General features: G+C 67.8%; 16 protein-coding genes and 1 pseudogene. 6 read left to right on the forward strand and 11 right to left on the reverse strand.

What is annotated here, in order from left to right:
- Positions 1 to 4: 4 nt before the first annotated feature.
- The 3 genes from IEW15_RS11880 (at position 5) to IEW15_RS11890 (ending at position 3106) form a co-directional block, all read left to right on the forward strand.
- A complete protein-coding gene (locus tag IEW15_RS11880) occupies positions 5 to 1111 on the forward strand; it encodes an amino acid ABC transporter permease (RefSeq protein ID WP_188578095.1) in 1107 nt (368 codons plus the stop codon).
- Between the two features lie 74 nt (positions 1112 to 1185).
- On the forward strand, positions 1186 to 1941 hold the full coding sequence (locus IEW15_RS11885) for an amino acid ABC transporter ATP-binding protein (RefSeq protein WP_188578135.1): 756 nt from the start codon (positions 1186 to 1188) through the stop codon (positions 1939 to 1941).
- A gap of 154 nt (positions 1942 to 2095) precedes the next feature.
- The gene (locus IEW15_RS11890; protein WP_188578096.1) at positions 2096 to 3106 is read left to right on the forward strand and encodes an alpha/beta fold hydrolase; all 1011 of its coding nucleotides are present in this window, start codon (positions 2096 to 2098) and stop codon (positions 3104 to 3106) included.
- Positions 3107 to 3134: 28 nt separating this feature from the next.
- Here the strand turns inward: IEW15_RS11890 and IEW15_RS11895 are convergent, their stop codons facing one another.
- From IEW15_RS11895 to sseA, 4 genes are all read right to left on the reverse strand, one after another.
- Positions 3135 to 4082, reverse strand: coding sequence for an FAD-dependent oxidoreductase (locus IEW15_RS11895; RefSeq protein ID WP_188578097.1), 948 nt, complete (start codon positions 4080 to 4082; stop codon positions 3135 to 3137).
- On the reverse strand, positions 4079 to 5530 hold the full coding sequence (locus IEW15_RS11900) for an FAD-dependent oxidoreductase (RefSeq protein ID WP_188578100.1): 1452 nt from the start codon (positions 5528 to 5530) through the stop codon (positions 4079 to 4081). Before IEW15_RS11900 ends, IEW15_RS11895 begins: the two co-directional genes overlap by 4 nt.
- An 83-nt stretch (positions 5531 to 5613) precedes the next feature.
- Entirely contained in the window at positions 5614 to 6237 is a 624-nt protein-coding gene (locus IEW15_RS11905) for an N-acetyltransferase (protein ID WP_188578102.1), read from the reverse strand.
- A 388-nt stretch (positions 6238 to 6625) separates the two neighbouring features.
- Positions 6626 to 7480, reverse strand: a complete 855-nt coding sequence (gene sseA, locus IEW15_RS11910) for a 3-mercaptopyruvate sulfurtransferase (protein WP_188578104.1) — start codon at positions 7478 to 7480, stop codon at positions 6626 to 6628.
- 322 nt (positions 7481 to 7802) lie between these two features.
- Here sseA and IEW15_RS11915 point away from each other — a divergent pair, with 322 nt between their 5' ends.
- Entirely contained in the window at positions 7803 to 9116 is a 1314-nt protein-coding gene (locus IEW15_RS11915; protein WP_188578106.1) for a 2OG-Fe(II) oxygenase family protein, read from the forward strand.
- Here the strand turns inward: IEW15_RS11915 and IEW15_RS11920 are convergent, their stop codons facing one another.
- From IEW15_RS11920 to IEW15_RS11950, 7 genes and pseudogenes are all read right to left on the reverse strand, one after another.
- Positions 9117 to 9899 carry an alanyl-tRNA editing protein gene (locus tag IEW15_RS11920; RefSeq protein ID WP_188578108.1) on the reverse strand — a complete coding sequence of 261 codons (783 nt, stop codon included), beginning with the start codon at positions 9897 to 9899 and terminating at the stop codon, positions 9117 to 9119.
- Between the two features lie 74 nt (positions 9900 to 9973).
- Positions 9974 to 10978 (reverse strand): cysteine synthase A, encoded by a 1005-nt coding sequence (locus tag IEW15_RS11925; protein ID WP_188578110.1) that lies wholly within the window; start codon positions 10976 to 10978, stop codon positions 9974 to 9976.
- A 181-nt stretch (positions 10979 to 11159) separates the two neighbouring features.
- The gene (locus IEW15_RS11930; protein ID WP_188578112.1) at positions 11160 to 12365 is read right to left on the reverse strand and encodes an osmoprotectant NAGGN system M42 family peptidase; all 1206 of its coding nucleotides are present in this window, start codon (positions 12363 to 12365) and stop codon (positions 11160 to 11162) included.
- On the reverse strand, positions 12362 to 14176 hold the full coding sequence (ngg, locus tag IEW15_RS11935) for an N-acetylglutaminylglutamine synthetase (RefSeq protein WP_188578114.1): 1815 nt from the start codon (positions 14174 to 14176) through the stop codon (positions 12362 to 12364). The genes IEW15_RS11930 and ngg overlap by 4 nt, the downstream gene beginning before the upstream one ends.
- Positions 14177 to 14258: 82 nt before the next feature.
- On the reverse strand, positions 14259 to 16070 hold the full coding sequence (locus IEW15_RS11940) for an N-acetylglutaminylglutamine amidotransferase (protein WP_188578116.1): 1812 nt from the start codon (positions 16068 to 16070) through the stop codon (positions 14259 to 14261).
- A gap of 505 nt (positions 16071 to 16575) precedes the next feature.
- Positions 16576 to 17161 (reverse strand): annotated as a pseudogene (locus IEW15_RS11945) (carboxymuconolactone decarboxylase family protein).
- Between the two features lie 265 nt (positions 17162 to 17426).
- Positions 17427 to 17966, reverse strand: a complete 540-nt coding sequence (locus IEW15_RS11950; protein ID WP_188578120.1) for a peroxiredoxin — start codon at positions 17964 to 17966, stop codon at positions 17427 to 17429.
- A gap of 382 nt (positions 17967 to 18348) precedes the next feature.
- Between IEW15_RS11950 and IEW15_RS11955 the strand changes: the two genes are divergently transcribed.
- Positions 18349 to 19542, forward strand: a complete 1194-nt coding sequence (locus tag IEW15_RS11955) for a Panacea domain-containing protein (protein ID WP_188578122.1) — start codon at positions 18349 to 18351, stop codon at positions 19540 to 19542.
- A gap of 274 nt (positions 19543 to 19816) precedes the next feature.
- Positions 19817 to 21823, forward strand: a complete 2007-nt coding sequence (locus IEW15_RS11960; protein WP_229708034.1) for a methyl-accepting chemotaxis protein — start codon at positions 19817 to 19819, stop codon at positions 21821 to 21823.
- Positions 21824 to 21901 lie beyond the last annotated feature (78 nt).

Here is a 21901-nt window from a genome sequence, read left to right on the forward strand (position 1 = left end):
GCCGATGACAGCTGACACCATACCGGACAAGAAAATCGCGGCCGAACGGCCGCCCGCCGCCACCATCGGTCCCATCGCCTGGATCCGGGCCAATCTGTTCAACACCTGGTACAACGCGCTGCTGACGGTGCTGATCCTGTGGGGGCTCATCTCATGGGTGCCGCCGCTGGTGAACTGGGCGTTCATCGACGCCGTCTGGGGCCGCGTCAGCCCGGATGTGTGCAGGGCGGCCGAAGGCGCCTGCTGGGCCTTCATCCGCGAGAAATACCGGCTGATCCTGTTCGGCACCTATCCTTACGAGCAGCAGTGGCGGCCTTTCGTGTCGATCCTGCTGTTCGTGACCCTGGTTGGCGTCAGCGGCTATCGCCGGCTGTGGAGCCGGGTGCTGGTCTATATCTGGGCCGCCGTGATGCTGGCGATCTGCACGCTGATGTGGGGTGGCGTTCTGGGCCTGCCGCTGGTCGAGACCCGGCTGTGGGGCGGGTTGATGATCACGCTGGTGCTGGCGGTGTTCGGCTGCGGCGTGGCGTTTCCGATCGCGGTGCTGCTGGCACTTGGCCGGCGGTCGAACCTGCCGATCATCCGGGCGATTTCGGTGACCTATGTCGAGCTGATCCGCGGCGTGCCGCTGGTGACGCTGCTGTTCATGGCATCGGTGATGATCCCGCTGTTCCTGCCGGAAGGCATGAACATCAACAAGCTGCTGCGCGCGCAGATCGCGATCATCATGTTCGCCGCCGCCTATCTGGCCGAAGTGGTCCGTGGCGGTCTTCAGGCGATCCCGAAGGGGCAATATGAGGCGGCGGACGCGCTGGGCCTGGGCTACTGGCAGAAGATGCGGCTGATCATTCTGCCGCAGGCGCTGAAGATCAGCATTCCGTCGACGGTGAATTCGTTCCTGTCGACCCTGAAGGACACCTCGCTGGTCGTGATCATCGGCATCTTCGATCTGATGCTGGCGACGCGGGCGGCGTTGAACGATGCGCCGTGGCGGACCTATTTCGCCGAGGCCTATGTCTTTGCAGCGCTGATCTATTTCGTCATCTGCTTCTCGATCTCGCGGTACAGCCAATGGCTGGAGCGTTATCTCGGCCGCAGCGCCCATCGCTGAGAAGGGCCCATCGCTGAGAAGGGTATGTCATCATGACCATGACCACCGAACACACGGAAGCCCAGGCCCAGCGCATGGCATCCGCCGCTGGCGTCGAAACCATCATCGGCATGGACGGCGTCAACAAGTGGTTCGGCCAGTTCCACGTGCTGAAGGACATCAATCTGCACGTGGCGCGCGGCGAGCGCATCGTGATCTGCGGACCGTCAGGGTCGGGCAAGTCGACCATGATCCGCTGCATCAACCGCCTGGAAGAGCACCAGAAGGGCAGCATCGTCGTCAACGGCGTCGAATTGTCTAATGACGTCAAAGCGGTGGAGAACATCCGCCGCGAAGTCGGCATGGTGTTTCAGCACTTCAACCTGTTCCCGCATCTGACGGTGCTGGAAAACCTCACGCTCGCCCCGCTCTGGGTGCACAAGGTGCCGCGCCGGCAGGCCGAAGCCACGGCCATGTCCTATCTTGAACGGGTGCGGATCCCCGATCAGGCGAAGAAATATCCCGGCCAGTTGTCGGGTGGCCAGCAGCAGCGCGTGGCCATCGCCCGGTCGCTGTGCACCAACCCCAAGGTGATGCTGTTCGACGAGCCCACCTCGGCGCTGGACCCCGAGATGATCAAGGAAGTGCTCGATGTGATGATCGAGCTGGCGGAAACCGGCATGACCATGCTCTGCGTCACCCATGAAATGGGCTTTGCCCGCACGGTCGCCGACCGGGTGATCTTCATGGATCAGGGCGAGATCGTCGAAGAGAACGTACCGGAGGAATTCTTCCTCAACCCGCAGAACGAACGCACCCGCGCCTTCCTGGGCCAGATCCTGCATCACTGACCGTTCCCGCTCCGGTTCGCGATCCGGTCTTGGCCGTCATCATCATGCCCGGCGTCCTTTCAAAAGGGGCGCCGGGTTCTTTTATGGCACGCGGCCGGTTCTCGTCTGTCAGCGATGCTTGATCCGGCACCGGCCTTCAGGCGATACTGCCGTCATGCGCGCTTTGGTTGATATACAGCCGGCTGAGCCCGGCCGCGATGCCGATGCCCTGGCGATTCCGCCCGGCGTCGGCCGCTTCACCCGGCATCGGTTCCGCCCCGATGCCGGACCGCTGCTTCACGGCCTGCCGCATCTGCATCTGCAATGCTGGCCGGGCGGCAATCCGGCAGGCCGGGTGCTGCTGCTGACCCATGGCACCGGCTATTGCGGCGCGACCCTGGAACCGGTGGCCCTGCGGTTACAGGGGCTGGCGCGTGAGGTGTGGAGCTTCGACCGGCGTGGCCACGGCCTGTCGGGGCGCACCCCCGGCGATTACGGCTTCCTGGCCTTTACCCGTGATCTGATCGCGCTGGCCGATGCCCGTGGCTGGCGGGACATCGACGTGGTGGCGCATTCGGCCGGATCGACCGACGTTCTGCTGGCGGCGGCCTTGCGGCCCGACATCTTCCGGCGGATCGTATCGATCGAGCCGACGGTTTCCGATCCCGGTGCGCCGATCGATCCGGCGCCCGGTGCCGAGCCATCGCCCGACGGGCTGGCATTCGGACGTGCGCTGGTGGAATCCGCCGGGCGGAGGCGGGCACGTTTCGCCGACCGTGCCGCCGCTCATGCCCGGTTCTCCACCCGCCCACCCTTCGACGTGGTGTTGCCTGATGCGCTGGATCTGTATCTGAACTGGGGTTTCCGGCGCGCTGGCGATGAACTGATCCTGGCCTGCGAACCCGCGACCGAGGCCGATATCCTGGGACCGATCGCCTGCGCCATGGGCGGCATCGACAGCGGCGATCCGGCCGGCGACCCGTTCCGGCTGCTGACCAGTCAGGCGGTGCCGGTGATGGTGGCGCGCACCGCCCGCTCGCATCCGGTGTTCCAGGAGATGGCGGCGATCGCCGCCCGCCACATGCCTGGCACCCGCGGCTTCGTCACCCTCGACAGCGCCCATCTGGCGCCGATGGAGGCACCGGACCAGGTTGCGGACCTGGCCCGGTCATTTCTCTATGCCTGATGCCATTTCATCTGGACCTGATGCCGGTTCAGCCCGCGAGCAGGGCCGCCAGCCGTTCGCCGGCGATCAGGGCCGCGCCCATATCCCAGCCGCCGCCGGCATCGGCGACGAACAGGCCGGGCTTACCCGCAATCGCCCGGGCATCGACCGGGGCGTCGGGGGTCTGGCCGGCGATACGCCACATACGGGTCAGCAACTGGCCGGCGGTATCGGGCAGGGCCGCCGTCACCCGCGCTGCCGCGGCGGTGATCTGGTCGGCGCCGAGCGGCGCCACCGGCGCGGCGGCGGCGGCGGCGGCACCGGCCGCGGATGCGGCCACCGAGCCGTCCATATGCAGGGCGGCAAGCCAGCCGCCATCGGGCGTGCCCCGCAGCACCACGCGGCCATCCTCGGCGATCACCACATCCGTCGGCCGGGTGCGGGCGCCATCGGGGGTGATGCGGTCGGGGCGCAGCTTCATGCGCAGCGAAACAGCCGGCGTGACGGCGACGCTCACCCCCAGCCACGATGCCACCTCGCCCCGGGCCGGGCCGGCGGTAACCGCCATCAACCGGCCGGCAATGCCATATCCGGGCGCGCAGGTAACCCGATATCCGGCCTCGGTTTCACTGGCGCTGGTGGCGGCGACGCCTTCGCGCAGGTCTACGCCGCGTTCGCGCGCGCGGCGGCTGAGGGTTTCGGCGAAGCTGCCCGGGGTCAGCGTGCCAAGCCCGTCGGGCAGAGTGTCTGCGGCACCGGTCGGGCTGGTCGCCGGCGCGACCAGGGCGGCGGTGTCCTCTTCCCCCAGCAGGCGGGCCAGTGCGGCGCGGCCCTCGGTGCCGATCAGCCCGCAGATACCGTCCAGATCGCGACCGGCGCCGGCCGTGGCCTCCAGCACCGTCACCCGGAAGGCGCGGCGTCGGAGGTCGATTGCCGCCGCCAGTCCGGCGACGCCGCCGCCCACGATCACGACATCGCAGTCCACCAGGCGGCTCATGCCACGGTCTCCGTCATCATGGGCAATCCGCCGCGGGCTGCTGCTGCCAGCATGCCCAGCGGCACAGGTGTCGACGGGGCCTCCGCCTGAGCGGTGCCCAGCCCCGCCAGCGGCAGGGCACCCAGGGCCGCGATCAATTCGGCCAGCACGGCGGCGCGGGCAAGGCCGCCTGCGCGCGACATGTCGACCCCCAGAATAGCAGCGGCGCGGGTCAGCCGGTCCAGCCGGTGACGGGCCGATACCTGCTTCAGATGGCCAAGGGTCAGGCCGCTCGACGGATCGATCAGCGCGTCGTCATCCTGCGCCATCACCCAGCCGGTGGGATAGGGATGGTCGACCGCGATCTCGGCGCCGGTGCGGCGGTCATGGGATAGAAGCGGCGTCATCCGGGCCAGCTCGATCCGGGCCTCGGCGATGCCCAGATCGGATGCGACCGCCAGACCTGCCGCCGCCCCCAGCCGGTCGGCAACCGCCGGACGCGGATGGGGGCCGGCTTCGCCCGCGACATACAGCCCCGGCCGCTCCGGCACCCGGCCGTCCGCATCCAGTTGCGGCGTGAACCCGCGCCGGTCGGCGTCGAAGGTCAGCCCGACGCCGGCCGAGGCCAGCAGTCGGTAATCGGCGACCATGCCATGGCCGACACCCACGGTGTCGCAGGCGATGTCGCGCACCTCGCCGCGGGCATCGGTGGCGATCAGCCGCTCGACCCGGTCGATGCCCTCGACCCGCAGGCGGGTGATGCCGGTCAGCACCGGCACGTCGCGGCCGACCAGTCGCAGCCAGCGGCTGAGCCCGGTGCCCGGACGGCCGCTATCGGCGCCGATCGGGCCACGGCGCCAGGGATCGGGATCGAGGTCGATGACCGCGGTCAGCCGGCGGCCGGCACGGACCAGCCGGTCGGCCACTTCATAAAGGCCGGGACCGCCGCCGATCAGCACCGGGCGCAGGCCAAGCGGGGTGTCCCCGGCTTTTTCCGGCGCACGATACAAGGTGCCCAGATCGAACACCCCCGCCAGATGGCTGCCGGGCAGCGGGATCGGGCGGGTTTCGGCGCCGGTGGCCAGCACCAGCCGGTCGAATCCCAGGCGCTTGATGCCGTCGCGACCCGACAGCAGCAGGCTGTTATCCTCGATCGCCCAGGCGACATGACCGGTGATCAGCTTAACCGCCGCACGCAAACGTGCCGCCCGCCCGCGAAATCTGAGGAAATCGACATCGCCTGCGGGCGATGTGGGGTCGGCTTCCGACGCGGCGACGAAGGCCCGGCCACCCCAGTCTTCGCCGGGGGCCACCACCACAGGCTGCAGGCCATGGGCAAGCAGCTTTTCCGTGGCGGCAAGGCCGGCGGGGCCTGCGCCCACCACCACGACGCGCCGGCCGGCGCCGGTGGACGGATGATGCGTTCGGCCTGTTCCGGTAAGCGGCGTGCCGCCGGGCGGTGTCGCCATGGCGTCTGGCATCGTGTCCGACCCTGATATCATGTCCGGCCCCGATGTCATGTCCGGGCTGGCGGTTGTGCTGGAATCCAGGCTCATGTCGGGGCCTCCCCGGCGGGGCCTGGCACGATGTTGGAAAGATCGGCGCCGTTGCCGGCCCCGATGCCCGACAGATCGCCGGCATTGCGGCTGCGATCGCTGCCGACGCGGCCGGCCGGCATGGGCTTGCGTTCCTGCCGGAACACCCCGAACCCGCCACGCTGATAGGTCTGCATCGCCTTCGGATGGTCCAGGTTGGAGCAGCAGGCCCAGAGCCGGGTGGGGCGATAGCTCCAGGCGATATCCACCACCTGATCGAGCAGAAAGCCCCGGAAGCTGAGCCCGACATATTCCGGCATCAGCCCGTGATAGGCGATCTCGATCGCCTCGTCCTCGGCCCGGCGGTCGAGTTCGGCGAAGCCCGCCGGCACGCCGGCGACATAGAGCACGAAGATCTCGATCTGCTCGTCGGACAGGATATCGGCGATGGCGGCATCGTCCAGGCCCAGCCGTTCCGGGCGCAGCGCCGTCGCCTGCGCCCCCTCGTGCAGATAGCGATAGAAATGCACCGGCATGTTCCACGCACGCAGCAGCGCATACTGGCCGGCTGGCATCTTGCTGCGGCCATGACGGTCCGGCGGGGACGTCATCTCGAAATAGGTGACGACAAGCTCTGTCATCGGCGCTTTCTCCACGCGCGGTGGCGACCATCGCCCCGCGACCCCGTCAGGCAGGCCGGTCCATGCCACCCGGGCATGGCCATGGCCAATGTATCGGACGCCCGGGTGAGGGGCACCAGGATATGGGGCACCAGGATGTGGAACACCAGGATCTCGGCCAGCCGGGACGGCAAGGCCGATTGCCACACAACGACCGGCCAACGGCCGGGCAGGCCCGGTCGCCGGATACCGGCGTCGACGCGAACGGGGGACGCGACTGATCCCGCCGCACCCGGGGGTGCTGCGGCAGGGGCGGCGCTGCGGCAGAAACCCCGGCCGGACACAAGGCCGGACCAGGGCGTGAAAGCGGCCGCGACAGCAGGCCCGGCCGCTATGCACAAGGCGGTGATCACCGTTCGATGGGCAGGCTCTCGTCCGATCCCCAATCAGCCCACGATCCGTCATAGACCGGCACGTCGCGCTTGCCCAGCATGTACATGGCCAGCGCGAACATGCCTGCCGTGACGCCGGAGCCGCACATGGCGATCGCCGGTTTCGACAGATCGATACCGGCGGCGGTCAGGCGCGCCTCCATCCGGTCGGCATCGAGCACCGCGCCGGACATGGGATCGAGGAATTCAGGATAGGGCAGGTTGATGGCGCCCGGCACATGACCCGCCCGCACGCCGGGCCGCGGCTCCGGCGCCTCGCCGGCGAAACGGTCTGCCGGGCGCATGTCGACCAGCTGGGCGCGGCCGTCGGCCAGCGCCCGTGCCACCTGGTGACGGTCCTTCACCAGCAGATTGTTGACCCGGGCGGTGAAATGCCGCTCACGCGGCGGCTCGGGGCGTTCCTCCACCACCGGCCGGCCCTCGGCCAGCCATTTCGGCAGGCCGCCATCCAGGATCGCGACATCGTCATGGCCGAACACGCGGAACATCCACCACACCCGCGCGGCACTGCGCAGGCCGACGCTGTCATAGATCACGATGCGCACGCCGTCACCCAGGCCCAGCCGGCGCACCCGCGACGAGAACTTCTCAGGGGGCGGCAGCATATGCGGCAGATGGCTGGTGGTATCGGCGATTTCGTCGATGTCGAAGAACACGGCACCTGGAATGCGCAGCTGTGCATGTTCGGTCCGGGGATCGCGGCCTTCCTGCGGAAAGAACCAGGACGCGTCGACGACGCGCACATCCGGCGCATCAAGATGGTCGGCAAGCCAGGCGGTGCTGACCAGGGCGTCGGGCTTGGCGTAGGGCATCGGGGGCTGCGTCCTCCGTGTTCGTTGCGGGCGGGTCCGGGCCGCCTCTCACCGCGCATGATACCCAACCCGCGCCCGCGCTGCCACAGCCGCTGGCCGGTGAATGGTGCGAATGCGCGAGTTTACCGCAGATGCGCACGGTTTCGCATCTGCCATGACGCCTCTTGCCCGGCATCAGGCCCGTCTTCCCTCCCGTGAGGTAGCACCTTCCCTCCCGTGAGGTCGCACTTGTCCGTCCCGTGAGGCCACACCCTTTACGGACCGGCGACGCTCCGGCATGCTGCACGTCAGACGTTCATGACAGTGGCCGGAGGGCGCCCCGATGACCGATACCGCCGCGGCGGCGCCACCGCTGAAGAGCCGGTCGGCCCCCTTGCACACGCTGCCTTTCGGGCCGGGCGACCCGGTGCCGTGGTTCCAGGGCGATTGCGCCGGCAACCCGCATTTCGCCTTCTCGACCGTGGCCGGTCGCTGGTCGGTGCTGATGCTGGCGGGCGCGGCCGCGGTGCCGGTGGTGTCGCGGGCGGTGTCGGCGCTGGCCGATGCGGCTCTGCTGTTCGACGGCATCACCCGGACCTGTTTCTTCGTCACGCTGGATGCGGCCGACCGCGTGGCGGGTAGCGATGGCCAGCCGGCGCGGCTGCCGCTGGGCCGGCCGGGTTTCTATGCCTTTGCCGACCGCGATGGCGAAATCAGCCGCCGCTATCGGGCGATCGATCCGGCGGCGTCGCCGTCTGCCGGCGCGCCGGTGGCCTATCGCCCTTATTGGCTGCTGCTCGACCCGACCTTGCGGGTCTTTGCCGCCGGCGGGCTCGACGACATGCAGCACCTGCTGGGTCTGGTGGCGCAGCTACCATCGCCGGCCGGGCATGCCGGGCTGGTGGCCGATGGCGGACAGATCGCCGACAGCCTGGCCGGGGGGCAGACCGGGCAGAGCCCGACCGGGGCGCAGACCGGGCAGAGCCCGACCGGGGCCACGGCGGATGCCGGCCCCTGGGCGCCGGTTCTGATGGTGCCAAGGGTGTTCGAGCCCGGCTTCTGCCAGCGGCTGATCGCGCATTATCAGGCGACCGGCGGCGAGGAGAGCGGCTTCATGCGCGAGATCGACGGCCGCACGGTCGAGATGCGCGATTACGGCCACAAGCGTCGCGCCGACTGCCTGATCGAGGATGAAACCCTGCGCGCCGGCATCCGCGCGCGGATCGAACGGCGGCTGCTGTCGGAACTGGTCAGGGCCTTCCAGTATCGCGCCACGCGGATCGAGCGCTATATCGTCGCCTGCTATGACGGCGACGGCGATGGCGGCTATTTCCGCCCGCATCGCGACAACACCACCCGTGGCACCGCCCATCGCCGGTTCGCGGTCACCATCAACCTGAACACCGATGCCTATCAGGGCGGCGCGCTGCGCTTTCCGGAATTCGGTGACCGGTGCTATGTGGCGCCGACCGGTGGTGCCGTGGTGTTTTCCTGCAGCCTGCTGCACGAGGCACTGCCGGTGACCCGTGGCCGCCGCTTCGCCTGTCTGCCCTTTCTGTATGATGACGAGGGGGCGCGCATCCGCGAGCGCAACGCGGAATTCCTCGACGATCCGACGCTGGTCGCGGTGGCGCGCGGCGCCGGCGCCGCCGGCTGATCAGCCGGCGAAGGCCACCACCACCCGGCGGTTCTGGCGGCCCTTCTTCTCGATCTTCATCACCTCGACCGGGCCGATTTCGCCGGTGCGGGCGACATGGGTGCCGCCGCAGGGTTGCAGATCGACATGGGCCGGCATCGCCTGATCGCCGTCAGCGTCGCCGTTGCCGCCGCCGATCCGGATCAGCCGCACCCGGCCGGCGCCGCGCGGCGGCTGCACCGACATGGTCTTCACAAGCTGCGGTGCCGCATCCAGCCCGGCATCGCTGATCCAGTCGGCGGTGACCGTGTGATCGGCGGCGATCAATGTGTTCAGTGCCTCGGTGATCGCCTGCTTGTCGAGATTGGCCTCGGGCCAGTCGAAATCCAGCCGTGCCCGCTCGGCGCCGACCTGGCCACCGGTGACCGGCGCGGTGATGATCGCCGACAACAGATGCAGGCAGGTATGCAGGCGCATATGAGCGTGCCGCCGGTCCCAGTCGAGCGCCGCGGTCAGGCGCAGACCCGGCGGCGGCGGTGCCTCGGCGCCCTCCGCGGCCAGCCGGTGGGCGATGGTATCGGGGGCCGGGCCCTTGACCGCTTCGGTCACCACCCAAACCCGCCCGTCTTCGGCGATCAGCCGGCCACTGTCGCCGGGCTGGCCGCCGCCGGTCGGATAGAATACCGTCCGGTCCAGGATGATGGCGCCGTCATCGGTTGCCGCCAGCACGGTCGCGGCGCAGTCGCGGGCATAGGGCTCGGCGCGGAAGACGGTCTCGGTTGCGGGCAGGCTGTCGCTGGGCATGGGGGTGAAGGCTCCGGGTTCCTCTGAACAGATCCCGAAGCTTGCCTCGGCCCGCACGATTGGTCCAGCCCGTGTCAGCGATCCAGCCAGGATGGCACCGGCAGGTTCTTCGACCGCAGGAAATCGGCATTGAACAGCTTGCTGGCATAGCGCTGGCCACTGTCGCACAGAATGGTGACGATGGTATGGCCGGGGCCGAGTTTTTCGGCCAGCTTCACCGCGGCGCCGACGTTGATCGCCGAGGATCCGCCCAGCAGCAGCCCCTCTTCGGAAATCAGGTCATAGAGCGCGGGCAGGCTTTCCTCGTCGGTCACCTGCACGGCGCCGTCGAAGGTCACGCCCTCAAGGTTGGCCGTCACGCGCCCCTGGCCGATGCCCTCGCTGATCGAATTGCCCGAGGATTTCAGCTCGCCGGTGGTGATCCAGGAATACAGCGCCGACCCCATCGGATCGCCCAGCCAGCACTGGATATCGGGGTTGCGATCTTTCAGCGCCATGGTGACGCCGGCCAGCGTGCCGCCGGTGCCGACCGCGCAGATGAAGGCGTCCAGCCGGCCTTGCGTCTGGTCCCAGATCTCGGGGCCGGTGGTCTCAAGATGGGCGCGGCGATTGGCGGTGTTGTCGAACTGATTGGCCCAGACGGCGCCGCCCGGCTCGCTCTCGGCCAGTTCCTGCGCCAGACGCTCCGACACCCGGATGTAATTGTTGGGGTTGGAATAGGGAGCCGCCGGCACCTGAACCAGGTCGGCACCCAGCATCCGCAGGGTTTCCTTCTTCTCTTCCGACTGGGTCTCGGGGATCACGATGGTCGATCTGCAGCCGATCGAGTTGCCGACCAGCGCCAGACCGATGCCGGTATTGCCGGCCGTGCCCTCGACGATCCGCCCGCCCGGGCGCAGCGTGCCGCGTTCCAGCGCATCGCGCACGATATACAGCGCGGCGCGGTCCTTGACCGATCCGCCGGGATTCATGAACTCGGCCTTGCCCAGAATGGTGCAGCCGGTCTGTTCCGACACCTTGCGCAGCTTGATCAGCGGCGTGTTGCCGATGGCGTCGGCGAAACCGTTCAGGATGGTCATGATGCGTGGGGTCCGTTCATTCTGCGGCGCAGGGCCGGAAAATCCAGTTGCCGCATCCTAACCCCGCGGCTTGCAGGTGATCAAGCAGGGGGCGCCGCTGATTGGGCAGAATAGATGTGTTGTTTGTGCATATAAGAACGCCCCGATCTTGGATAAAGACCGGGGCGTCGCGGGGCGGGGCTCAGCGTGAGGGTTCTTCCTCGTGCTCGGTCGGGGCCGGGGTGCCCAGGCGCTCGGCGGTCTCTTCCTCGTCCCAGTCCGGCGGCACGGGGAAGCCCGACAGCGGACCGAGCGGCTTGGCGTCGCGCTTGAAGGTCGGCTCGCTCAACATATACAGCGCTTCCAGCCGCGCCAGATCGTCCAGCGCCGAGCGGTGGATGCGTTCATAGCCGTGCGAGGCATCGATGCCGAAGCAGACCAGCGCCGTGCGCAGATCATTGCCGGCCTCGATCGCCGATGCGCTGTCCGAGCGGTAATGCCGGAACACGTCGCGCTGATGCTGAATGCCATTGTCGGCGCACAACGCCAGCAGCTTGCGGGTCAGGTGGTAGTCGAACGGCCCGGCGCTGTCCATCATCGCCACCGTCACGCCGGTCTCGCGACTGGCCTGGCCCGGGGCGGTGGTGCCGTTGTCGATGGTCACCATCTCGGCGATCTCGCCATGCAGGATCGACGAGGCGCCGGAGCCGACTTCCTCGGAAATCGTGAACAGCAGATAGGTATCCACCGGCGGCACCACGCCGCAGCGCCGAACCGCTTCCGCCGCGGCGAGCAGGGTGGCGACCCCAGCCTTGTCGTCGAGATGCCGGCTGTTGATATAGTCGTTGGGGCCCACTTCCGGCGTGGGGTCGATGGCGATGATGTCGCCCACCCGGATGCCGAGCGCGTCGAGATCGCGTTCATTGTCGGCATGGGCGTCGACGCGCAGTTCGACGTAGTCCCAGCCCACCGGCAGCTTGTCGATTTCGCCCCCGAAGGTATGGCCCGATGCCTTCAGCGGCAGGATGGTTCCGCGATGGCGGCTGTCATCGGTGAAGATGGTGCAGCGCGCGCCCTCGGCGAACCGCCCCGACCAGTGGCCGATCGGCGCCACCGCCAGCCGGCCATTGGATTGCGGCCGCTTCACGATCGCACCCAGCGTGTCCAGATGGGCGACCAGCGCCCGGGCGGGCCGGCGCTCCCGGCCTTTGATCACCGCGCGGATCGCGCCACGGCGGGTCAGTTCGAAGGGCACGCCCAGGCGTTCAAGTTCCATGCCGACCATATGGACGATGCCATCGGTGTATCCGGACGGGCTTGGCGTGTTGAGCAGGGCGAGCAGGGTATCGAGCAGGTAATCGCGGTCGATGTGGATCTCTGCGGTCGGGCGTCTGGTCGCGTCGTTCATGCCGTCTCCTCGGCCGCATCCGTCGCTGCCGGGTGATGGCGTCGGCGGGTGGCCGTCTGTGGAAAAAGAAAATCGATGAAGCGTTCTGCCGTCGGCTGGGGCTCGTGATTGGCAAGCCCGGCCCGCTCATTGGCCTCGATGATCCAGTATGTGGGTTGATCGGGGGCCGGAACCATGAAATCCATCCCGACCACCGGAATGTCGAGCGCCCTCGCCGCCCGGATCGCGGCATCGGCAAGTGCTGGATGCAACTCGGCGGTGACGTCGTGGATGGTGCCGCCGGTGTGCAGATTTGCGGTCTTTCGCACCCGGATGACCTGGCCCGCGGCCGGTACGTCGTCCATGGTGAAGCCCGCTTCCGCCACCGCCCGGGTCGTTTCGTCATCCATGGGAATGCGGCTTTCGCCACCGGTTGCGGCCGCGCGACGGCGGGATCGCGCCTCGATCAGCGCCCGGATGGTGTCGGTGCCGTTGGCGGTGATTTCGGCCGGCTTGCGCAGGGCCGCCGCCACCACCTCGCCATCGATGACGATGATCCGCAGATCCTCGCCCTCGACGAAGCTTTCGACCAGGCCGGTGACGCCCTGTTCGTTCAGCGCCCGGCAGGCATTGGCCAGGGTGTCGTTGTCGCGGATGTCGACTTGAACCCCGCGACCCTGTTCGCCATCCACCGGCTTCACCACCACCCGACCATGGCGTGCCAGGAAGGTTTCCGCCCGTGCCAGATCGGATGCCGTCACCTGTTCGGGAACCCGCAGGCCCGCCTTGGCCAGCACGCTGCGCGTCACCCGCTTGTCCTGGCAGCGGCTCATCGCGATGGCGCTGGTCAGCTCGGTCAGGCTTTCGCGGCAGGTGATCGCCCGGCCGCCGAAGGACAGGGTGAAATACCCGCGTGAGGCATCGAGCACCTCGACCGCGATCCCGCGCCGGCGGGCCTCGTCGACCAGGATGCGGGCATAGGGGTTGAGTTCGTCGGCGGGCGAGGGGCCGATGAACAGCGTTTCGTTGATCGGGTTCTTGCGCTTCACGCAGAACACCGGCACGCGCTGGAAGCCGAGTTTCTCGTAAAGCGCGATCGCCTCGGCATTGTCGTGCATCACCGACAGATCCATATAGGCGCGGCCGCGGGCCAGGAAATGCCCGGCCAGATGCAGTGTGAGGCTGGAGCCGATCCCCGGCAGCGAGGCCTGCGGGTCCACCGCCAGCGCCCACAGGCTGGCGCCGCCTTCCTGGTCGCCGAAGGCATGGACATGATCCACGCCCATCACCGTGCCGACGATGCGGCCGGTGGCGGTCTCCACCGCCACCAACTGGGTGACGGTGCGCGAGCGGCGCAGTGCCATGGCCATGTCCTGCGACACCGGCACCATGCGGCGGGCCCGATAGATCCGGTCGACCTCGTCCGCCTCTTCGGCGGTGCGTAAGCGGCGGATGGTGAAGCCGCGCCGCCGGGCCGGCGCCGGCCGGTACTGGTCCAGCCACAGCCGGAAGGTGTGCGAGGGGTCGAGGAACAGTTCCTGCGGGGCCAGCGACAGCAGGACATGCGGTTCCGCCAGATAGAGGGCGACGTCGCGCTTGCCCTCTTCCTCCATCCGGATGGCGTCGGCCAGCTTTCGGTTGTCGTCGAAGGTCTGGCCGAAGATCAGCCGTCCCCAGCCGAGGTCGACGCTGGCTTCGGTGCGGGAATAGGGGGATGCCGTGGCACGGCCGGCGGATTTGCCGCCCGACCGCCAGCCGGCGACAGAGGGGCCGGATTTGCGGTCGAGACGCGGGTCGCGCGGTCGGGGGTCGCGTGGGGAACGGCGGGTCATGGCAACCGGAGCCTTTCTGGTCATCTCTGGTCGAGGTCGCGGGCGTCGCCTGCGGCGATACAGCCGGCGCGGGCCCGCGCGGTCAGGGCCGCACCCCGTGGGTGTCGAGCCACAATTCCAGCAACGCCAACTGCCACAATTTCGATCCGCGCAACGGTGTGATATGCGCCTTCGGGTCGGCCAGCAGCCGGTCGACGGCGGCCTGATCGAACAATCCGCGGGTCCGCGCGCCGTCGCTGGTCAGGCTGGCGCGGACCATATCCAGATACGGCCCTTCCAGATGCTTCAGCGCCGGCACCGGGAAATAGCCCTTGGGCCGGTCGATCACCGCATGGGGGATCACCGCGCGCGCGGCCTCGGCCAGCACATATTTGCCCTGGGCCAGATGGCGGCCATCGGCCGTGGTCTTCACTTTCATCTCGGCCGGGACGCGTGCCGCCAGTTCCACGAGCTCATGGTCCAGGAACGGCACCCGCGCCTCAAGCCCCCAGCTCATGGTCATGTTGTCGACCCGCTTCACCGGATCGTCGACCAGCATGATGTTGGTGTCCATGCGCAGGGCCTTGTCGATCGGCCGGGCGGCACCGGGCATGGCGAAATGTTCGGCGATGAAGGCGCGGGCGTGGTCCCGGTCGGCCCGGTGATCAGGGCGCACCAGCCCCTGATATTCGTCATGCGGCCGGTCGCAGAAATGGGCGGCATAGGTCTCGACCGCCTGGGCGTCGCCGGCCGCCAGCATCGGCGGATACCAGTGATAGCCGCCGAACACCTCATCGGCGCCCTGGCCCGACTGCACCACCTTCAGATCGCGCGACACCGCCTGCGACAGCAGATAGAAGCCGACCGCGTCATGGCTGACCATCGGCTCGCTCATCGCCGCCACACAGTCGGGCAGGGCTTCCAGCGTTTTGCTGGCCGACACCCGGATCTGGTGATGATCGGTGCCGAAATGGGCGGCCACGATGTCGGACCAGCGGAATTCGTCGCCCTCCTCGCCGCCCGCGGCATCGAAGCCGATCGAATAGGTTTTCAGATCCTGCTGGCCCGCCTCGGCGATCAGGCCGGTGATCAGGCTGCTGTCCAGCCCGCCCGAGAGCAGCACACCAACCGGCACGTCGGCGACCAGACGCCGGCGCACGGCCGTGCGCAGGCTGGCCAGAACCCGTTCCTGCCAGTCGCCGAACGACAGGTTGCGTTCGTCGTCGCGCGCGCCATAGGCCGGCGCCCAATAGACCTCGTCACGGGTGGTGCCGTCGGGTTCGATCATCCGGCGGGTGGCCGGCGGCAGCTTGCGCACGCCCTTCAGGATCGTCATCGGGGCGGGCACGACGGCGTGGAACTGCAGATAGAATTGCAGCGCCACCGGATCGATGCTGGTGTCGACCCCGCCGCCGGCCAGAAGCGCCGGCAGGGTGCTGGCGAAGCGGATCGCACGGCCCCGCTGTTCAACATAGAGCGGCTTGATGCCCAGACGGTCGCGTGCCATCAGCACCCGGCCGCTGTCGCGTTCCCATAGTACGAAGGCGAACATGCCCGACAGCCTGTCGACCACTTTCGGACCCCAGGCGCGATAGCCCTTCAGGATCACCTCGGTGTCGCCGGTGGAGAAGAAGCGGAAGCCCTGTGCCTCCAGTTCGGCGCGCAGCTCGCGGTAATTATAGATCGCGCCGTTATAGACCAGCCCAAGCCCCAGCTCGGCATCGATCATCGGTTGCTGGGCGTGTTCGCTGAGGTCGAAGATCTTCAGCCGCCGATGACCGACGGCGATATTGCCCTGGGCGTGAACACCCGACGCATCGGGGCCGCGCCGGTCCATCGCGGCGGTCATCCGTGCCACGGCCGTAATGTCGGCCGTTTTGCCATCGAACCTGATCTCGCCGCTGAAGCCGCACATGTCTGTCTCTATCCTCCGGTTGGAAGACGCGAGGGAGGTCGTGCCCCGGATGGCGGGGCCGTTGCTGGTTGTGGCGACATGCGGGTCGCGCAAAGCGCGCGCAGGGCAGGAAGCAGGCGGGGCGGGGCTGCATGAACACCCCATGACAGCAGCGCGCGCACGACGCGCAGACACGACGGCCGATCAGGGCCGATTCGGCCATCTGATCCCGACGTAACAGCAACGCGGCGGACCGCGATAAGGTTTGCGGTCGGCCAACGGTCCAAAGCGTCAAAGAGCGCCGGACAGCCTGATTAAAGACAACCGCATCTGCGACTACAGATGAACCGATAAGCAGGGATCATCTGCGAGCACATGTCATTTTCGTGTCAAGCATCGCGCATGATCTATCGCGACATCTGGCCACGATCGGCGGTCGTCATTGTCCAGGCCGTCCGATGGATGCCCTATACTTGGGGTCACAGGATGCTCTGTCAACCGCAGCGGCTAAAAAAACACCCCCGCGTCATGTGCCGCGGGGGTGTCGGGTCTTGGGTGGCGGAGGTCGGGCCGCCGGTCGGTCAGGCGAGCGCGTCCATGCCGTCGAGCACCGCGGCCACCGCATGGATCACCGATGCGATGCGGATCGCATCCTGCACGCCTTCACGGCTGATGCCCTTGTCGCGCACCACCTTTTCGTGGCTGTCCATGCACATGCCGCACCCATTGATCGCCGAAACCGCCAGCGACCACAGCTCGAAATCGGCATGATCGACACCGGGCCTGCCGATCACCGTCATGCGCAGCTTCGCGGGCATCCCGGCATATTCCTTGTCGGAGACCAGATGCGAGAAGCGGTAATAGATGTTGTTCATGCCCATGATCGCGGCGGCGGCGCGGGCGGCCTTCTGCGCTTCCGGGCTGAGCTGGGCGTCGGCATCGGCGGCGACCGCCCTGGTCAGCGCCGCATTGCGCGAGGCCAGCGCCGAGGCAAGGGCCGTGCCCCAGATCTGCTGCGCGGTCAGATTGTCGGATTGAAGCACGTTGCTGATGTTGAGCTTCAGATCCTTGGCATAGTCCGGCAGGGTACCGCGCAGGGCTTCGATCGACATCTGGATACTCTCTTCCTGGTGCGGGCCGCGGAGCCGCCTGCGCCATGGTGCCTGCGGCACGCTGGTGATCAGCGCGGCGGACGCACAGCCGGGGCATCGACGCGGCGGCGTGGTGGAACGGTGGTGAAAGCGCCTGTGTCCGGCGGCAAAAAAAAACCGGCCCTGCGGCGCTTGGCCGGGCCGGTCTCTGGTCGCGCCGCCGGACGGCCCCGGCCGCACCGGTCGGTGGTGCGGGATCGGGGTGCGCCCGGCAGTGAGAGCCGGATCAGGCCACCTTCAGGGTGTCCTCGCCCTTCTGCCAGTTGCAGGGGCAGAGTTCGTCGGTCTGAAGCGCGTCGAGGACGCGGATGACTTCCTGCGGGTTGCGGCCCACATCAAGGTCATTCACCGACACATGGCGGATGATGTTGTCAGGATCGACGATGAAGGTCGCGCGGAGCGCCACACCTTCCTGCTTGTGCAGGATGCCGAGGGCGTTGCACAGCGCATGGCTGACATCGGCGAGCATCGGGAAGGGCAGGTCGTTCAGCTCTTCCTTGTGGACGCGCCAGGCGTGATGCACGAACTCGCTGTCGGTGCTGCCGCCCAGAACGACCGCGTCACGGTCGGCGAATTCGCCGTTCAGCTTGCCAAAGGCGGCAATCTCGGTCGGGCAGATGAAGGTGAAATCCTTCGGCCAGAAGAAATAGACCTTCCACTTGTCCGAATAGGTGTTCTCGTCGATCTCGGTAAACGCGTCCTTCAGGTCGGTCGAAACGGTCGCCTTGACCTTGAACGAGGGGAACTTATCACCAATCGTCAGCATGGATCCTGCCTCTTGTCTCTTTGAGTGAAGCCCCCGTCGGCCGGGGGCAGCAACCTTGGTTCCCTGATCGCGGCCGGGCGCCGGTCGCGATCGAAATCTACATCGGTGGCCCGGTTCCTTGTGGCGCCGTGTCCGGTGCCATACCTTAGAACCATTCCAATTCGCGTCGAACCGGATATACCAGCCGGGACAGGTGAGCGCAAGGCTCTTTTTAGAAGAATTCTAAAAACTGTCACGCCAACTGTCCCGGGCACCCGCGGTTCCGCGGCCTGCCGCCGCCGCCATGAAAACAGGGCCGACACGACAGATTCTTAAGTCGCGGTTAAGTTGGGCACCGTATGCTGTACCTGCAAGGGGTCCGGGGCACGGAAACGTGAGGTGGATGCAGATGCGGATTGCAGTGGAAAGCAGCCACGACGTGGCCGGATGGCTGGCGCGGCGCGCGCGGGCCGATGGCCGGGTGCTGTCGCCCGCCAAGCTGCATGCGCTGCTGTTCCTGGCCCTGGGCCAGTTCGCCGCCGCCGGGCGCGGCCGGTTGATGCCGGCGATGTTCGTGGTGACCGATATGGGCCCGCGTGCGCCCGATCTGTTGCGCATCGATGCGGCGACGCTGGCGATCCAGCCCCTGCCGCCGATGGTGGAACGGTTCATGGATACCGTTTGGGCGGGGCTCGGCGCGCTGGAACTCGACCGGCTGAACGCGCTGATCGGCGGGCTGGAGACCTGGCGGCTGGCCCGCGATGGCGGGCTTGGCACCGAGGTGCCGCTGGATGTGCTGGCGCGCGAGCTGCGCGGCCTGTCGGAACGCACCCGCCGGGGCATGACCGCCGCCGCCGCGACGGAGATCGAGCGCCGCGCCGCCCGCGGCAATCCACCGCCATCGATACCGTCACCGAGCATGCCCCAAGAGGCCGTCAAGACCGTGGGATCCACACCCCCCATGGACACCGGCACGCCGGCGCCGGCCATCCCCGCCAGCGGCACACCAGGCCGTCCGGCGCGCTGGGCGCCCGCGCGGCGGGTCAGCCGCGCCGAGGTCGCGGACCGGCTGGTGGGCCGGCCCGGCGGGCCGCCGGCCGATGAGCCGCCGACCAGTCGCCCCGAAACCATCGCTGCGGAATTACTGGCAGGCGCGGGACGTCGTGCGACCCCGCCCGGGGCCGGGCGGATCAGACCGCCGGGGACCGCCCGGGCCGATCGCCGGCGGAGTGCTGCGGCGACCGGGGACGCGATGGCGATCAAGGACGCGGGCAAGGACGCGGGCAAGGACGCGGGTGGGCGCGACGACAAGGCGGCACTCGACGACCGGGCGGCCCGGGCATTGGTGCGCGCCCTGCTGCGCGATCGCCGCCGCCAGACCGGCCGCATCCGTGGCGCCGGTGCCGGCAAGGCGGTGACCGCCGATCCGTGGCGGCCCGAGCGGCTGCGCCATATCGGTCGCGCCGAGGCCGAGGCCAGCCGCCAGCGCAAGGCCGAGGGTCCGACCATCGGCGATGCGCTGGCCGATACCATGGGCGATCTGGCAGATCTGACCCGGCCGCGCCGCACCACCCGGGTGTTCGCGCCCCGGCGCTGACCAGGGCGACACCTGATCATGCAATGCCCTTGTTCAGTATTCATAGTATGTGCCGTGCAAATTGCAGCGACTTCATCGTCGATTGCGTGATGAGATCGAGATAAAATTACCATCAATTTTAATTTGACAAATTATTAACCTAGATATTTGACGCGCATCAAGGCCTAGCGTTTTGCATCACTCTATATTCGCCTCAGCATCGGTTGACGTCTGCCTGACGTCGCGGCACTGAGAGGGAATGTGAGCAGTGATGATCGGTCGGTCATTCAGTAAGATGACATCAATTCAGGCCAAGATCGCGGTGGCTGCCGGCGGCTGTCTTGGCGGCACAGTTGCCGCTCTGATCGGGCTGAACCTCGTCTCGGCGCAGGGTACCTTCGATTTCGTGACCTCCGAGGTCTTGGCAATCGTCGACAGTCAGGCCAAGGACATCCTTCTGAACCGGGCGGCCACCGAAGCCCGGTTCATCCGCTCGGAACTCGATGTGGCCACGAATGCCGCCCAGACCATGGCGGAAAGCTTCGCGGTGCTCGCGGGCTCCAGCGACAGCGCCACGCCGCTGCCGGAGCGACGCGCCCAGTTCAACGCCGTGCTGCGCAACGTGCTGGATCATTATACGGCATTCAACGGCACCTATTCGGCTTGGGAACCGGATGCGCTGGACGGCAATGACCGCGCGTTCATCGGTGCGCAGGCGATGGGGTCGGATGCGACCGGCCGCTTCCTGCCCTATTGGACCCGTGGCCAGGACGGCCGGATCGCCATACAGCCCTTGGTGGAGTATGACAGCGACGCAGCACATCCGAACGGGCTGATGAAAGGCGGCTGGTACATCAAGCCGAAGGCCACCGGCAAGCCCAGCCTGCTGGGGCCGCTGCCTTACGTCGTGCAGGGCCGGCAGATCTTCCTGGCGACGATGTCGGCACCGATCATGATCGACGGCACGTTCCGGGGGGTCGCGGGCAGCGATTTCGATCTAGCCTTCGTGCAGGATCTGGCGGAAACGGTCGATGCCTCGATCTTTGACGGCGCCGGGACGGTGACGATCGTCAGCGATACCGGGTTGATCATCGCCGACAGCGCCGCCCCTGAAATGATCGGCCGGCCTGCCGACGACGCAGCACTGCATTGGGACGAGCAGGTGGACCATATCCGCGCCGGCAAGGCGGTGGTGGATGATGACCCGGCCAATGACGAGGTGCAGGTGTTCTCGCCGATCCGGCTGGCCGCGGTCGACACGCCATGGTCGGTGGTCATCTCGGTGCCGCGCACCGTGCTTCTGGCCGAGGTCGACCAGTTGGGGGCGACGCTGGAGACGCGGTCCTTCAATGCCACGATGCTGGCGCTGGGTGCGGGTCTGGTGATCGCGCTGGCGGCGGTGGGGCTGATCGCGCTGGCGGCGCGCGGTATTGCCCGGCCGGTCAGGGCCTGTGCGGGCTTTGCCGACGGGATTGCCGCGGGCGATTTCGAGCAGGTGCTGTCGGTTGAGCAGGCCGATGAAGTCGGCGGGCTTGCCAATGCGCTGCGCCGGATGCGCGACGACCTGAAGCGCAGCATCATTCAGCGCCAGGACGATCAGCGACAGGCCGAGATCGACCGCCGCCATGCGCTGATCACCATGGCCGACAGCTTCGAGACCTCGGTGGGCGGGCTGATGCATGGCGTGACCAGTGCGGCGACCGAGATGCAGTCGACCGCGCAGTCGATGGCCGCCACCGCCGATGAGACCAGCCGCCGGTCGACCGCGGCGGCATCGGCATCGGAACAGGCGACACAGAACATGCAGACGGTTGCCGCGGCGACCGAGGAATTGTCGGCGGCGATCCGTGAAATCGGCAGCCGGGTGAGCGAGTCGACCCGGATCGTCGGCGACGCCGTGCACCAGGCCGACGAGACCGGACAGCGGATGCAGGGCCTGTCCGACGCCGCACAGAAAATCGGCGACGTGGTGGGGCTGATCAACGACATCGCCAACCAGACCAATCTTCTGGCCCTGAACGCCACCATCGAGGCGGCCCGCGCCGGTGATGCCGGCAAGGGCTTTGCGGTGGTCGCGGCCGAGGTCAAGGCGCTTGCGGTGCAGACCGCCAATGCCACGGAAGAGATCACCGGTCAGGTGCGGGCGATCCAGGACGCCACCCATTCCTCGGCCCAGGCGATCGCCGAGATCGGCGGCACGATCAACCGGGTCAACGACATCTCCACCGCCATCGCGTCGGCGGTCCAGCAGCAGGGTGCCGCCACCCAGGAAATCTCGCGCAATGTCCAGGAAGCGACCTAGCAGCCTGTCGGACTTTCCCCAGCGTGCGAGCGGTGCGATGATTCCGTTGGTTTCAACGGGATTGCGCGCTGATGGCCC

Source organism: Tistrella bauzanensis, assembly GCF_014636235.1.
In the GTDB taxonomy this organism is placed as follows: domain Bacteria; phylum Pseudomonadota; class Alphaproteobacteria; order Tistrellales; family Tistrellaceae; genus Tistrella; species Tistrella bauzanensis.